Source organism: Aquimarina sp. AD1 (assembly GCF_003443695.1).
Classification (GTDB): domain Bacteria; phylum Bacteroidota; class Bacteroidia; order Flavobacteriales; family Flavobacteriaceae; genus Aquimarina; species Aquimarina latercula.
Genome location: NZ_CP031966.1, coordinates 1,458,551 through 1,474,430 on the forward strand (window position 1 = coordinate 1,458,551; position 15,880 = coordinate 1,474,430).

General features: G+C 31.0%; 15 protein-coding genes and 1 pseudogene. 5 read left to right on the forward strand and 11 right to left on the reverse strand.

The window, feature by feature from the left end:
• Positions 1 to 19: 19 nt before the first annotated feature.
• A pseudogene (gene dnaX / locus D1815_RS24065) lies at positions 20 to 1,132 on the forward strand (DNA polymerase III subunit gamma/tau); the annotation flags it as partial.
• Positions 1,133 to 1,286: 154 nt separating this feature from the next.
• Here the strand turns inward: dnaX and D1815_RS24070 are convergent.
• A complete protein-coding gene (locus tag D1815_RS24070) occupies positions 1,287 to 1,475 on the reverse strand; it encodes a hypothetical protein (RefSeq protein WP_369899417.1) in 189 nt (62 codons plus the stop codon).
• A 40-nt stretch (positions 1,476 to 1,515) separates the two neighbouring features.
• On the opposite strand from D1815_RS24070, the gene D1815_RS24075 reads away from it, so the two are divergent.
• Entirely contained in the window at positions 1,516 to 1,824 is a 309-nt protein-coding gene (locus D1815_RS24075; protein WP_369899418.1) for a hypothetical protein, read from the forward strand.
• 158 nt (positions 1,825 to 1,982) lie between these two features.
• Entirely contained in the window at positions 1,983 to 2,564 is a 582-nt protein-coding gene (locus D1815_RS06585; RefSeq protein WP_027391215.1) for a tRNA-(ms[2]io[6]A)-hydroxylase, read from the forward strand.
• Between the two features lie 56 nt (positions 2,565 to 2,620).
• Here D1815_RS06585 and D1815_RS06590 read toward each other — a convergent pair whose 3' ends face one another.
• From D1815_RS06590 to D1815_RS06615, 6 genes are all read right to left on the reverse strand, one after another.
• A complete protein-coding gene (locus D1815_RS06590) occupies positions 2,621 to 3,346 on the reverse strand; it encodes a DUF6733 family protein (RefSeq protein WP_120650267.1) in 726 nt (241 codons plus the stop codon).
• Positions 3,347 to 3,348: 2 nt separating this feature from the next.
• Positions 3,349 to 4,227, reverse strand: coding sequence for an alpha/beta fold hydrolase (locus tag D1815_RS06595; RefSeq protein ID WP_118386398.1), 879 nt, complete (start codon positions 4,225 to 4,227; stop codon positions 3,349 to 3,351).
• A gap of 2 nt (positions 4,228 to 4,229) precedes the next feature.
• Positions 4,230 to 5,813: a class I adenylate-forming enzyme family protein gene (locus tag D1815_RS06600; protein WP_118386399.1), complete on the reverse strand. Its 1,584-nt coding sequence runs from the start codon at positions 5,811 to 5,813 to the stop codon at positions 4,230 to 4,232.
• Positions 5,814 to 5,943: 130 nt separating this feature from the next.
• Positions 5,944 to 6,216 carry a phosphopantetheine-binding protein gene (locus D1815_RS06605; protein ID WP_118386400.1) on the reverse strand — a complete coding sequence of 91 codons (273 nt, stop codon included), beginning with the start codon at positions 6,214 to 6,216 and terminating at the stop codon, positions 5,944 to 5,946.
• Positions 6,217 to 6,227: 11 nt separating this feature from the next.
• Positions 6,228 to 7,505 (reverse strand): alanine racemase, encoded by a 1,278-nt coding sequence (locus tag D1815_RS06610; protein ID WP_118386401.1) that lies wholly within the window; start codon positions 7,503 to 7,505, stop codon positions 6,228 to 6,230.
• A gap of 128 nt (positions 7,506 to 7,633) precedes the next feature.
• Positions 7,634 to 8,179, reverse strand: coding sequence for a DUF4440 domain-containing protein (locus tag D1815_RS06615; protein ID WP_118386402.1), 546 nt, complete (start codon positions 8,177 to 8,179; stop codon positions 7,634 to 7,636).
• Positions 8,180 to 8,422: 243 nt separating this feature from the next.
• On the opposite strand from D1815_RS06615, the gene D1815_RS06620 reads away from it, so the two are divergent.
• The gene (locus D1815_RS06620; RefSeq protein ID WP_027391208.1) at positions 8,423 to 9,073 is read left to right on the forward strand and encodes a Crp/Fnr family transcriptional regulator; all 651 of its coding nucleotides are present in this window, start codon (positions 8,423 to 8,425) and stop codon (positions 9,071 to 9,073) included.
• Between the two features lie 10 nt (positions 9,074 to 9,083).
• On the opposite strand, the gene D1815_RS06625 is transcribed toward D1815_RS06620, so the two are convergent.
• The 4 genes from D1815_RS06625 to D1815_RS06640 form a co-directional block, all read right to left on the reverse strand.
• Positions 9,084 to 9,638 carry a porin family protein gene (locus tag D1815_RS06625; RefSeq protein WP_118386403.1) on the reverse strand — a complete coding sequence of 185 codons (555 nt, stop codon included), beginning with the start codon at positions 9,636 to 9,638 and terminating at the stop codon, positions 9,084 to 9,086.
• Positions 9,639 to 9,769: 131 nt separating this feature from the next.
• Complete coding sequence (locus D1815_RS06630) at positions 9,770 to 10,678, reverse strand: Ppx/GppA phosphatase family protein (protein WP_108804462.1); 909 nt, start codon at positions 10,676 to 10,678, stop codon at positions 9,770 to 9,772.
• Between the two features lie 5 nt (positions 10,679 to 10,683).
• Complete coding sequence (gene ppk1, locus D1815_RS06635) at positions 10,684 to 12,789, reverse strand: polyphosphate kinase 1 (protein WP_118386404.1); 2,106 nt, start codon at positions 12,787 to 12,789, stop codon at positions 10,684 to 10,686.
• Positions 12,790 to 13,275: a histidine phosphatase family protein gene (locus D1815_RS06640; RefSeq protein WP_118386405.1), complete on the reverse strand. Its 486-nt coding sequence runs from the start codon at positions 13,273 to 13,275 to the stop codon at positions 12,790 to 12,792.
• A 393-nt stretch (positions 13,276 to 13,668) separates the two neighbouring features.
• Here D1815_RS06640 and D1815_RS06645 point away from each other — a divergent pair, with 393 nt between their 5' ends.
• A complete protein-coding gene (locus tag D1815_RS06645) occupies positions 13,669 to 15,846 on the forward strand; it encodes an OmpA family protein (protein WP_158594460.1) in 2,178 nt (725 codons plus the stop codon).
• Positions 15,847 to 15,880 lie beyond the last annotated feature (34 nt).

Sequence of the window (15,880 nt, forward strand, 5' to 3'; positions counted from 1 at the left end):
AATTTTTAACTTTGTATCGATGGAACACTTCATAGTATCTGCACGTAAATATAGACCTCAGACGTTTAAGGACGTTGTGGGACAACAGGCTATTACTAATACGCTGCTTAATGCTATCGAGAACAATCACCTTGCGCAAGCCTTATTATTTACAGGCCCAAGAGGTGTTGGTAAAACATCATGTGCTAGAATTCTAGCAAAAACAATTAATCAACAAGGACATGAAAATCCAGATGAAGATTTTGCATTTAACATTTTTGAGTTAGATGCTGCTTCTAATAACTCTGTTGATGATATCCGAAACTTAATCGATCAAGTTCGTATACCTCCACAAGTTGGAACTTATAAAGTTTACATAATTGATGAGGTACACATGTTATCACAAGCAGCTTTTAATGCTTTTCTTAAAACATTAGAAGAACCGCCAAAACATGCGATTTTTATACTTGCAACTACAGAGAAACATAAAATCATTCCAACGATATTATCTCGTTGTCAGATTTTTGATTTTAAACGAATAACAGTTACCGATGCAAAGAATCATTTGATGCAGGTAGCTGAGCAAGAAGGAATAACTGCTGATGAGGATGCTTTACAAATCATTGCTCAAAAAGCGGATGGTGCTATGCGAGATGCTTTGTCTATTTTTGATAGAGTTGTTAGTTTTAGTGGTAAAAATCTAACTCGACAGGCTGTTACCGAAAACCTCAATGTATTAGATTATGAAACGTATTTTAAGACTACAGATCTAATTCTGCAAAATAATATTCCTCAATTACTTTTAGAATTCAATGAAATTCTAGCTCAAGGATTTGATGGTCATCATTTTATAGCTGGTTTGGCTTCTCATTTTAGAGATTTATTAGTTTGCAAAAATCAAGCTACCATTAATCTATTGGAAGTTGGAGAACAAACAAAAGCCAAATATTTAGAACAATCACAAAAAGCACCACATCCATTTTTAGTTCAGGGAATTGAACTTGCAAATGATTGTGATTTAAAATATAAAACAAGTCGTAACCAGCGATTATTGGTCGAATTATGTTTAATGCAACTTGCCTCTGTACTTACTAAAGACGGAGAAAAAAAAAAGGCCAGCCTTACATAATCCCTCCTAACTATTTCAAGGAAAAAGGAATACAACCAGTAAAGATTTCTCCAGAAGTTAAAGAAAGAGCTGAAGAAAAAGCTGCTCATAGTGAATCTGAGATTTCTATTTCTAAAGAAAATCCCGGTGTATCTGTTTCATCCACTCCTGTTGATGAAAAAAAACAAGAATCTCCTTCTCAAATTACTAATACAGAACAAACAGCTACTATAGCTCCAACCACTTCGGAAAACAAATCTGTAATTAGAAATAGAACTGGTAGAACCTCTGGTTTATCACTAAGTAGTATTCGTAAGAAAAAAGAACACGCTGAGAAAAAAGTAGATACAATTGTTGATCCTAAAAATTTACCTAGTGATGATTTCACTGAATCCGAAATGCAAGCTGGTTGGGAAGAATATGGGAAAATGCAAGACAAAAAAGGAGAACGTATTATTGGTTCTATGTTCGCGATGAATATACCTACATTAAATGATGGTAAAATTTATTTAGAACTACCTAATAATTCTATGAAAGCTGATATGGAGAGTGCACTACCAGGATTATTTCAGTTTCTTTACAAAAAACTTAACAATTATAGTATTGCACTTGATATTAAGGTAAACGAAGAGGCATCAAAAAAATATGCTTTTACTCCGCAAGATAAATACGAAAAACTTCGAGAAAAAAATCCTCTTATTGATAAATTAAGGTCTGATTTTGACTTAGATATCTAATAGTGTTTTATTGAAAAAATATATAACTTACGATTTCTGATAAACATGATTAAGATCTAGAGTCAACATTTCTTAGTTTAGAAAAACCTTTCCATCTGACTAATTAGCATTAGAAAAATCAAAATAGTAATTTTGCTTATTATAATTGAAACAAGATGATGCTAGGTTTAAAACTCCCAACTGATCCGCGATGGGTAAATATTGTAGAAAAAAACATTGAAGAAATCCTTACGGATCATGCCTATTGTGAACAAAAGGCAACATCAACTGCCATATCATTAATTGTTAGTTTCCCCGAATATACAGAATTGGTACAGGAGATGACTAAACTAGTTAAAGAGGAAATCAGTCATTTTAAAATGGTACACGATAAAATCATTGCCCGTGGATGGACATTAGGTCGAGATAGAAAAGATGATTATGTCATTCAATTAGTTACTTTTTTTCCAAAAGGTGGTAGTAGAACTACGCAATTAGTACATCGACTATTATATGCAGCCTTGATTGAGGCCAGAAGTTGTGAACGTTTTAAACTTTTATCAGAAGAATTAGAAGATCAAGAATTAGCTAAGTTTTACAGAGATTTAATGGTTAGTGAAGCTAATCATTATACTATGTTTCTAAACTTTGCCCGTCAGTATGGAGATCGCAAAGAAGTTGATCAAAAATGGCAGGATTTATTGGATTTCGAAGCAGATATCATGAAATCTCTAAGTAAAAAAGAATCAATTCACGGATAGTATAAAGCGAGTATAACTTGTTTTTTACACTCGCTTTACGCAAATTACTGTATGATTTATAATGGTATAAATGCAGAAACTTTATAAAACTCATCAGAGGTTCCTGCATCCGTATTTAAGGTTGCTCCTGCCGATATTCTAAAAGCAATTCCTTTATCAAATTTTAGTTTAATTGACCCTCCTAACCACTGATATACTAATAAAGGATCTCCTTCTTCTTGTCTCGTTACTCCAAAGGATTCATAAAAAACTCCTAAAACTACACGCTTACTAACACTTATTCCCGGAGCCATCCAATTTAAAAGATAATCTTTGGTCAAGATACCATCATCTTCTCGTATTGATTTATAGTAAGATATATATCCTTCAAAATCAATCAAACCCTTTTGATAATTTACATAAACACTCGGAACAATTCCTTCTCCTATTTTAGTTCCTGTGCTATTAGATGAAAACTTACCACTAGTGAAACCAAAAGATGGATTAATATATAAAGATTTATCTAATAACTTAAATCCTAATCCAACAGACGTTTCTAACAATAGATCACTTCCGGATGGCAAGTTTCCAAAAGATGGATTTGTCCAAAAAATAGTATAAAAGGTAATATCAAAATTTCTATTCGTTTCAAAGTTACCAAAGAAAATAGGATAAAAACCTGCAACACTATTATGAATGATTTTGGTTGCAAATGTAGTTTTATTCTGTTCTTTTTTTTCCTGAGCACTAGAGGCATACATCATTAATAAGCATGCTATAATCGTTAATATATTCTTTTTCATAATTAAAATTCTGTTTGTAAAAATTGATTTATTAATGTTGAGGTTTCTATATGTGTTTCTTCGAGGTGCAGATGATGACCACCTGTAACCCAATGAACACTAGCTTTTTTAAACCTCTTAAGCCTTTCGCTAAACATTCCATTTGAGAAAAGGCCCTCTTTTCCTAAAATAACAAGTACCTCACAAGATATTTTTTCAATAAAAAGTTGCGCTTGTCTTTCTGTCATCTTATAACATTCTGGTAAGGCAATACGCGGATCATACCGCCATCGATATCCATTAGATGTTTGAGACAAAGATCTCCCTATCAAGCAAGCGGATGCATCATACGACATACTACTGATGTTACTCTTCATTCTATCCTTAATAGCTTCTTCCCTAGTATCAAATTGAGAAGAATTTGTTGAAGAAAAACCAAACAACTTGGTCTTCTTAGCCATTTTCAGTTGTTTTGTGGATTTTCTAAAATTAGATACAACATCCCCCTCATTAATTACAAAAGGAGCACCTAAACCATCTATAAAAACTAATCTATCCATAAATTCGGGCATTGCAGCCGCAATAATAGCTGCCACTCCCGTGCCCATGGAATGTGCAAGAATCGAAAAGTTCTTCCATTTTAATATGCTTACTACATTCAATATATCAATCGCATAGTCCCACAAATAATAGGAATCATTAACCGATCGATGATCAGAAAAACCGTGACCAGCTAAATCAAGAGCGACTAAATAAATATCCTCAGAAAGTAATGGTGCTATCTTGTCGAATGTATTTGCATTATCCAACCAACCATGAATAGCAAGCAGTGGTTGACCTGTCTTATCTCCCCAGGTTTTAGCACTAATCTTAAAACCTTCTATATCCAATACTAATTCCATAATTAAATAGATATCGTATTATTAGCTTCTTCTATAATTTTTAATGCTCTTTGTTTTAATACAATTACATTAAATTTTCCATTCGGAGTTTTTGGAATTGATTCGATAATCTGAATATACTCTGGTACTTTATAATTTTCTAAATTAGATGAGCAATGCGATAAAATCTCTTTTTCTGTAATTGATTCATTTGAGTTAAGTACAATGAACGCAAATAACGCTTCTCCGTAATCAGCGTGAGGAACACCTGTTACTACAACAGCGTTGACTTCTTTAATATTTCCTATATAATCTTCGACTTCTTTGGGACTAACTTTTATACCTCTAGAATTAATCATATGATCCATTCTACCTATAAAATAGAGATATCCATCATCGTCAATAGTACAGTAATCACCGGTATACAATACTTTTTCACTTGGATATCTACCTGGTTTAAGTTTTTCTAATGTTTTAATTGGTTTATTCCAATATCCCTGCATTACAGTTGCACCGCGTATTACTAATTGACCTATTGTATTTGGAGTAGATATTTTGTTATCATCAGAATCCACTAACCATAGTTCAGTATTTGGAATAGCTATCCCTACACTATCCGGTTTATTGTCAATATCTTCTGGAGGCAAGTACGTGCATCTCTTACATTCTGTTAGGCCATACATTGAAAATATTTGAGCCTTTGGAAATATATTTTTGATCATCTGAATATTACTACTCGTTAGGGCAGCTCCAGTATTTGTTACGGAACGTACACTTCTTAAATCAAAACGATGTTTCTTATTTTGCTCAAATAATAGCATGATCATCGTTGGTACTGCAGGTATTATTGTTGCTTTCTCCTTTTCTATTCTTTTTAATAGAAATATGGGCCAAGTGGATTCTTTTTCTAATACTAATGTTGCTCCAACAGAAATACTCATAATCATTTGATATAAACCATAATCAAATGATAAGGGTAAAGCACATAAAATTTTATCTTCCTTACTATACCTCAAATAACTATTTAATGAATTCGTAGCGGCAATCATATTTTGATGAGTTAACATCACTCCTTTTGGTTCACCGGTAGAACCAGAGGTATATATAATAGCAGCTAAATCAACACTAATTGTTCTCGAAGAAACAAGTTCTTTTTCCGTTTTATTAGATACACGTCCAAAATCAACAAATAAGGTTTCTTCTAGATCTAATGATTTATTAGGAATAATAATCTTTTTAAGCTTTGAGTTATCTAATAGTTCTATATTCTGAACTGCTATATCTTCTTTGGTGATTAAAACTATAGCACCAGAATCATTAAGTATATATTCAATTTTATTAGATTTTAGCTCAGTTCCTACAGGAATTACAATAGCTCCAATTTTTAGAACTGCCCAGAAAGAGATGACAGTCTCTATAGCATTTCCTAATTGAAGTACAACACGATCTCCTCTTTTAACACCGATATTTTGAAAATACGAAGCAAGTGAATCGGATTGTCTATTTATGTTAGAAAATGAAAATCTTTTTTCTCCGAATACTACAGCTATTTCGTTAGGATATAGGTGTGCAGATTCTTCCAAGAAATTTTGAATTTTTGGTATCATTATAAAATATTTATAAGTTGAATTAACAAGTAGCTTATTGATACTTCTAAAATGATTAGAGTATCAATAAGTACTTGCGGTAAAGAAATCTAGAATTCCTCTACAATAATTAAAATGGAAGTTTTATACGTTATAAAACCGAAACATCTATGCTCATTTCGGTAAGTACATACTCGAAAATTGTTTGTAACGTATTGAAGTGTTTGGCTTCTATATTATCAGGGTTTACCTCGAAACCATTAATATTATCTTCTAAATATGTTAGAAAAAACATAGATGAAAGCGAATCAATTCCTAAATCATTTTTAAGATGAGATTCTATTAAGATCTCTTCTTTAGTAATATTCGGAATACTATCTAGTAAACCGTCTTTTATTATATCTAAAATTTTATCAGTATCCATTATTATATCAATTAACTTAAGATTGGTTCTTCTTGTTTAAAATTTACTAGTATTTGCTTATTTACAATATCTTCTGTTGTATCACTACCTCTAATAAGGTAGGTTTCTCCTCGATATAATAATACCTCAGAAGGGAACCCATGACTATGAAAAAGTCCAGGAGAAGATGTTGGACCATAAGCTCCTGACAACTCAACTAATAAAATATCAGATACATTTACTTTAGTAAGCATAATATTGCGTCCAATAATATCATCTGGACTGCATAACGGTCCTGAAACCTGATACTTATCTACAAAACTATCATCAGGATTAGATATATTTTTCATTGGAAAATTTCTTTTTACCACTCTTCCTGAGCCCGCTGCTGCAGAATGGCAATTAGTACCTCCATCCGTTACAACAAAAGTTTTTCCATGATTAAATTTCATATTATTTACTTTAACAGCCATAGAGCCTGCGGTACCAATTATAAATCTTCCAGATTCCATAATGATTCTAGTGTTAGGGAACCTTTTGTGAAAGCTATTGAATAATGGAACCATTAAGTTTCGAAATTCCTTAAGGTCTAGTTCTTCTTGATTATTAAAATATGGAATTCCCATTCCTCCCCCTACATCAACCATAGTGAATTCGCAATTGTATTTTTCAACAATCTTTTCGTATAATTCTAAAATATACTTAGTGTTTTCATATACTGATTTAGCTTCTAAAATATTTGTACCATTATATACATGAATACCTCTAATATTTACATTCGGTGTATGCAAATAAGTTTTAAAATTACGAATCGCTTGTTGTTCTTCAATCCCAAAATGAGTAGGCCTACCTCCCATTTTCCAAGGAGATCCTTCTGCAGAAAAGTCTGGATTAATGCGAATCGCAACATTAGCTGTAACTCCCAATTCTCCAGCAAAAGAAGAGACTCTTTCCAATTCTACTTCAGATTCTATTACTATAGCAAATATGTCTAATGCGATGGCTTTTTTAAGCTCTTCATCTTTTTTACAAGGACCTAAATAAATGATATTATGAACAGATGTTCCAGCTTTAAGAGCGATTTCCATTTCTGTGATAGAACATACCTCTGTACAGGCTCCTTGTTCTCGTAGCAATTTTACCAAAGAAACATTTGGATTTACTTTAAGAGCATAAAATACATCCACACAAGAAGGTAATGCATTAACTAAATTTTGATAATTGGTAATCAATTGTTCTCCGTCATAAAAATATGCTGGTGTTCCATATTTGTCTACAGCAGATATTATTTCTTTATTATTGTTTTTCATTTTTTTAGTAATTATCAGTAGTAAACGTGATACACATGTTTAACTACAGTAAGATATATTACTCCATTGAGCACTATATTCTTATTAAGTATTGAGTTTTAAGAGTGTTTTAAGGAAGGTTTGGAATTCTATTGATCTGAATTAAACATATCATACTCTATAAGCCAATGGCCATTTTCTTTTTTCCATAGAATCACATATGACCCTTCGAAAACGTGCTCTTTTTGTGAATCTAAATAACCAAGCATATGACATCTTTGAAAGGCCACATCCATTTTTCCGAAAAACTGTAATTCATCCTGAAAAAATTCAACTCTATCTACCGATTTTACACTTAGAGAAAATTCTTTTTCAATTTGGATTCTTCCTATTCTAGGTTTGACTCCTGGTTTCATAAAAACCGCACCTTTGCTCGTGTATTCTTCTGAAATTCCTTTTGGATCTTTATTCCTCCATTTAGATTCGAAACGACGATCCGCTTTATCAATAAGTTTTGCTTCTTTTAAAAGGTCTTTTTCCGTAACATTTTCAATTCCGAAATAACTAACGACAGAATCTTTGTATTTAATTTCAGCTTGAGTTGGTTTTGTAGCTGCCAAAAATGATGATGATAAGATTAAGACAAAAATTCCGATAAAAAACGTCCAAGTTGGTTTTAGACTAACTGTTTTCATAACTGGTTTGAGTTTAAGAGTTAAAAATTAATATTTATAAGATTCGAAATTATAGCAGCTTCAATTTTTTAGTTATAAATATTCTAACACAAACTTTACTTTATTATAGTTATGAGCGATAATAAATGGCATGAATACCATAAAAAAAATATGTAATAATGATAATCAAATGTGATTTTAAACGTTAAATCGATATTATTTTAACATTTCATAAAGATTTACTGTAAAAAATCAAAAAAGAGAATGTATATTAATTTATTAGATGGCCTTATAAAAGCCGATCAATATAAGCGGAACTGCTATGATCAAAAAGAAATTATAACTAATCAAGAATATATATGTAACAAATTCTACATCATTAAAAATGGAGTTGTAAAAGTTAGTAGTCTAACAGAAAAAGGAGATGAAATAATACTATTCGTACTAAGCAAAGGGCAAGTTTTTGGGTCGAACCCGATTATAGATAATTCGTACACAAATTACTTTTGTGAATCGCTTAACGAAGAAACTATATTATATGAATTTGACATTCAGCAGGTGAGGAATCATATAAAAGAAAATCATTTCAAATATAAAGATATACTGATTGCACTAGGGAATCAATATTTCCAATTAGAAAGAAGAATACGAACTTTAACAAATAATAGTGCTGAACAACGTTTAATCAATGTTCTTCTAGAATTCATGGAAAAGTTTGAATCAATATCGGATAACAATCAAAATATCATCATTGATATACCCCTCAATCAAGAAGAAATTTCTAATTACATTAGGGTAACAAGAGTTACTATAAATAAAATAATTAATAAACTTAAAAAAGATCTACTAATTGAATCTAATCAGCAAAAAATTATTTTGAAAAAAGGTTTTTTTGACTACCAGAAAGGATTTTAAAGTAAAGTAATTACAATCTATAACCAACAGATAATTGAATATTTCGGTTTGTTCCATCTATGTTTATACCCGCTCCATCATCAAAAACATTAGATAATCCAAAAGCATAACGAAGATCTACAAAAAAGTTATCTGTGATATTCGCTCCAACTCCAATTACTCCGGCAAAATCAAACGTACCAAAATCAGTATCACTAGATTGATTATCTTCCCATTCCCATATCTTAAGTCCGGCTTGTGGTCCTAATTGAACATTAAAAAGATCAGTAATATTGTATTTTAACATTACAGGTAATTGAAGATAATTAACTCGTAAGTCTCTATCTTTATTTCCTTGTCCAGAATATTGAAATTCTGGTTGTAATCTTAATTTATCTGTTAATCTATAGTCCGCTAAAAAACCAACTACAACACCTATTCTACTCTCATCTAAATCCCCGGTGATATCATCAGAACTAATAGAACTTAAATTTGCTCCTATTCTAATTCCGTATCTTGATTCCTGAGCGTTGATAGTAACAGCACCTATAAATAAGGCAAAAAGTAAAAGTAAAATTTTATTCATAACATAAGTATTTATAATCAATTTGGTTCCTAAAGCAATTTAACACAAAAAAAGTAATTTTAAAGACTATGTAGATAGTTTAAGCCAAATATTCCAATGATAAATCGACAAAAAGTCGATAAGTTGATTTTTTATGTCTTTAATCGATTTTCTAGTTTTTCACTGTACAAAGATTTTATAATCCCATCTGACAAACCAATTTTAGGAACAAAAATATCCTTAGCCCCACTCCATTTCATAGCTGATAAATATACCTTAGTAGCTGGTAGTATAACATCTGCTCTATCTTGATTTAAGTTTAACTCCCATATTCGTTCTTCATAGGTTAAAGAGTTTAAAAGATCATAATAAGAACTTAAATATAAAAACGATAACGGTTTCCCATTACTCTTTCCACTATTCTTAAAGATATTATTAATATTTCCACCAGAACCGATTAAGGATAATCTGGAATATCCATTAGTAGTATCTGTTATCCATTTTTCTACTTCTTTCCAAGTATTTTCGGAAACAACATTGTTAAGCAATCTTACTGTACCTAATTTAAAAGATCTAGAAGCTATTGTATTTCCGTTATGATAAAGCGTAAACTCAGTACTACCACCTCCTACATCTACATATAAATAAGTTGCATCAGTATTAATTAAATCATGAAGATCCGTCATTGCAATAATAGCAGCTTCATTAGTTCCATCGATAATATCAATCTGAATTCCTGTTTTCTTTTTAATTAGATCTACTACTTCCTTGCCATTTTCAGCTTCGCGCATGGCAGATGTAGCACAAGCTTTGTATCTAACTACCTTATGAGTATTCATTAAAAGTTGATATGCTTGCATTGTGTCAATCATCCTTTTAATATTTTCATCAGAAATTTTATTCGTCAAAAATACATCGGCTCCCAATCTTATAGGAACTCGAACCAGACTGGTTTTCTTAAACCGGGTAGTTTTTCCTTCTTCTTCATGTACACTACTAATTAGTAATCTAACAGCATTAGAACCTATATCAATAGCCCCATATTTTTCTATAGTCAACAAAATATTTAATTTCCTAGTTTTCTTAAATAATAATCATACGTAGCAATTTGAGATCTTACCTTCGCATTGTCGTTTCGAATATACCCATTATCCTGATTTTCTGAAAGTTTTCGGCCTTTGACATTATCACTCCAACATATTTCGAATGTATCTATCAATTCATCTTTAATATCATCATCATAAATAGGGCAGGTAATTTCCACACGTCTATCTAAGTTTCTTCTCATCCAATCGGCAGAGGATATAAAAACCTTAGGGTCTCCTCCGTTTTCGAATATTAAAAGCCTTGGGTGTTCTAAAAACTTATCTACCACACTGATCGCTCTAATATTTTCACTCATCCCTGGAATTCCTGGAATCAAGCAGCATATACCTCGAATTATTAAATCAATCTTTACACCTGCTCTACTTGCTTCATAAAGTTTATCGATCATACTATAATCGCTTAAACTATTTAATTTTAGTTTAATTCCAGCAGGTTTTCCTTTTTTACTATTCTCTATTTCAGAATCAATTAATTTAGTCAATGAGCTTCTGGTATAGTGAGGTGATACAAATAAATGCTTATATCTACTTACTTTATAATTAATTTCAAAAAATTTAAACACCTTATTTGTCTCCTTCAAAATAGCTTCATTGGTAGTAAACAAGGTATAATCAGTATATATTTTGGCCGTAGATTCATTAAAATTTCCTGTACTAATAAATCCATATCTTTTTAATTTACCTTTTTCTTCTCGCTCAATAACACAAGCTTTACAATGAACTTTTAAACCTGGAACACCAAAAATTAAGTTTACTCCTTCTCTCTGCATTTGTTCCGCATAACTAATATTTGCTTGTTCATCAAATCTAGCCTGAAGCTCTATCTGCACAGTAACCTTTTTTCCATTCTTTGCTGCATTTATCAAAGAACTAGCAATATGAGAAATACTAGCCAATCGATATATCGTAATCTTAATTGTCTTTACTTTTGGATCAATTGCTGATTCTCTTAAGAATTTAACGGTATAAGAAAATGTATGATACGGAGTATATTGCAGGTAATCCTTTTTAGCTATTTTATCCAGAAGACTTCCTTGTAAACTTAATCCAGGAATTGTTAACGGAATCAATGACTGATATACTAATTCCTTTTTACCTAAATCTGGAAAATTCATATAATCTCTTCGATTATGGTATCTACCACCAGGAATAATACTATCGGCATTATCAACACCCATTTTTTCCATTAAGAAATTAAGTGTATCCTTATCTATAGTCTTATCGTATACAAATCGCACAGGTTCTCCATCTCTTCTCGATTTTACACTACTAGAAATTTTTTCTATAAAACTTTTACTAAAATCATTGTCAAAATCAAGCTGTGCATCCCTAGTAATCTTGATCATATGTGCAGAAGCACTTACATAATCAAAAATACTAAAGTTGATCTGCATACAATACCTTATTAGATCATCTAAAATTATTATGTATTTTTTACCATCTTTTTCTGGTAATACAACAAAACGATCGGTATTCTTAGGAATTTCAATTAGTGCATAGATTTTTTCCTTTGTTTTCTGGTGTAAAATCTTAGATATCGTACCCTCTTTAGGTACTTTATCTTTTAACACTAATTTTACCGCCAGATAAGCTACACTGTCTTTAAGGTGTGGAAACTTATCTAGATCATTCAAAATATAGGTTACCAAGGCGGGGCTTACCTTATCTACAAAATACCTACGAATAAAACTATCTTGTTCTGGAGTTACTTGATTTTCATTAATAATAAAAATATTATGTTCTTTTAGTCTTTCTCCAATAGTATTAATCGTTTTTAAACTTTCCGCTTGTTGCTTAATAACTATTTTGGTAATTTGTTCTAATAACTCGCTTGCAGTTTTACCTTTAAGGACATTTTTACCATCCCTGCCTGCAAGATCAATTCTTTTTATTGCCGCATAACGTACTTTAAAAAATTCATCTAAATTATTAGAAAATATACCTATAAATCTTAGCCTTTCTAATAACGGAACACTATCATCAGACGCCTCTTGTAACACTCTAGCGTTAAATTGTAACCAACTTAATTCTCGATTTATATATTTATTTACCTGATTTTCTACCATTTATCGCAAATCTTTAGGAAAAAGAGTCAGTATGTTTTTTCCTACACCTATATCTTTCCAACTATCAATATCAAACTGAATACCTATAACACCTGCTGTTGGTAGATTATCTATCATTTCACTACCGTAAAGATTTGCTATAGAAGTAAATGCGTGGTTATGACCAAAAATCATAAGAGCATGTACCTTATCATCACAATTTTTAATAACTTCTATCACCTGATGTCCATTAAAATCATAAAGCTTTGACTCTAAACTAAATATAGCATCATGAACCTCTAGATTATTTAATATAATCCTAGCGGTACTTTTGGCTCTCTCCGCATCACTACTTATAACCTTATCAATAGAGTTTATAAGGTTTTTTAACTCTTTTCCGATCAAATCAGCATCCTTCAAGCCTCGGTTATTTAAAGGTCGTTTATGATCATCTAAATCAAACTCCCAAGAGGATTTAGCATGCCTAATAATATATAAAGTTTTCATACTTCAGAAAAAGTTTAAGTAAAATAAAATTATATACGCAAGTTTAAGAATAAGCATTTACAATTCTATAAATAAAATGATAAAAAAGAATATTCTAAAAAAAAACTATCCATAAGTATAATTTTCATGAATATGAATCTAAAACCATAAGGAAACGGGAATTATTTACAAACTAAAACATAAATATGTGAAAATGAGACGGGTAATACCCTACACTTAATCGATAAAAGCGTATTTTATATCGAAAAGAACAGATTTTACTTACATAATCAAATGTTAAAATTTAAATTTACCTACGGTTTCCCCTTAAAATGAAGACGTTTACCCTGATTAATTAAACGCAATTTAGTGACAAGATTTAAGTTATATATAATAGGGAATAAAAAAGGAAAAGTGGAAAAAATAAGTAATCAAATAATAAATTATAGAAAAACGTATGTTAGCATAATGCTGATTCTACTATGTTTTTCATTTAATTTACAAGCTCAGGTAGAAGTTCCTCTTGAAAAAAGAACGGAGTTTACCATCAAAGGTGACTTTAAATTCGTCTCTAATACTATTCTTGGTAAAGTAAGCAATGATGATGGTACAGATCAATTCGATCCTAATAAGAGTTATAACAATGGAGGATTAAATAATCAATTTAGAATGGGATTCATAGATATTGATAATGACCCTTCTACTTTTAATTCTAGTAGCGCTGATCTTGATATCACTTCGGGATGTGCTGCTATTAAACATGTTGGACTTTATTGGACGGCCTCTTATGCGGATGAGAATAGAGAACACGACATTTCTTCTATCAAAATCAAATATCCTGGTAATAATTCTTATTCAACTATTAAGGATGCTCAAATAATACATGACTATTATAATGATTCTAAATCTTTGTTTAAGCAATATTCTTGCTACAAAGACATTACTAAAGAAGTAATGAATTTGGAAAACCCTACGGGTACCTATACGGTTGCAAATATTCCGGTCACCACTTCAGAAGTTAATGATGATGCTACTCTTGGAAATGGTCTAGCAGGCGGATGGACAATGGTTGTTATTTATGAAGATAACTCCAAGCCTAGAAAACGTTTTTATATATATGATGGTTTTGTTAATATCGATTCCAAAGCAAAACCGGTAGAATTCTCTTTTGATAATTTCCAAACAATTCCTGAAGGCGCTGTTCACGGAAAAATTGGTGTTATTTCTTATGAAGGAGATAAAGGAATACGAGGTGATCGTTTTCAGGTAATGTCTAATGAGACTAATAAGTACAAAGGTATTACAGATAACACCAACCCAATGAACAATTTCTTTAATGCGAACATTACTGAAAACGGGAAAAATATTACTTCTAGGGTTCCGGCAAGTCAAAACACACTTGGGTATGATGCTGATTTATTTGATATAAAAAATCCAAGAAATAGTATTATAGGTAACAACCAAACGAAGTCTAGCTTTAGATTATTAACAGATAATGACGGTTATTCTGTGATGGCTGTAGCATTTAGTGTAGAGATATATGAACCGGCTATTCAGATCATAAAAAGATCTCGTTACACAGATAATAGTTTTGTTTTTCCAAATGATATTGTAGCACCGGATCAAGATATTGTTTATAGTTTAACTATAAATAATGATGGTAATGACGATGCTAAAAACACAGTTATAAAAGATATTTTGCCAGAAAACGTTTTATTTTTCAAAGAATCAGTTGTACTTCCTTCTAAGAAAATAAAAGTATCTTATGATGAATCAACAAGAACTGTAAGCTTCTCTGTACCTAATAAAATGGTGAAAATTGATAGCGAACCTTTTGAAATTCGTTATTCTATTAAAGTAAATACCAGTTGTGATTTACTAAATGAAACTGGCGAAATTACTATTGTAGATCAACCTGTGATTGCTGAGTTTAATGGTTCCCTTAATGAAACTAAAAAATTCAGTAAAGGATACAATCATATAAACAAATGTAATCTTCCTGATTATTATCAACTTAAACTAGCTGTTGATATGAGTGGTTTAAATTGTCCTAATTTTAATACGGATTTCGCAACTCGCTCTAAAGAGTTAGATAAAAATATAGTAGAGTTAAGCACTTCAGATAAATCTGAAAACACGGGCAATACCGGAATTAACAATGAGGATATTGTTGATATCAGTACAGATCCTGAATCTAATTTAGATTCTTCAATTTCTTTAGATAAAACTATTAATGACCTTATTAAGTTAAATGAAATATATTTTGAGTTTGACAAATGGGATATCACAGAAAGAGCTATTGTAGAATTAGATAAGGTCGTATCGTTAATGAACAACGAATACCCAGAAATGGTTATAAAAATAGAAACTCACTCAGATAGTCGTGGAGATACAGATTACAATCTTACACTATCTCAAAAAAGAGCCGAGTCTATTTATAAGTATCTTATTAGTAAAGATATTTCTGAAAATAGAATTCTATCTTATATTGGTTTTGGAGAAGCTAAACCGGTAAACAAATGTAAAGATGGTAAAGACTGTTCTGAAGAAGAATATCGAAAAAACCGTAGATCAAGTTTTGTGATTATGTAATTTTTAATTTCTAAATAAGAAATTTAATTACTTC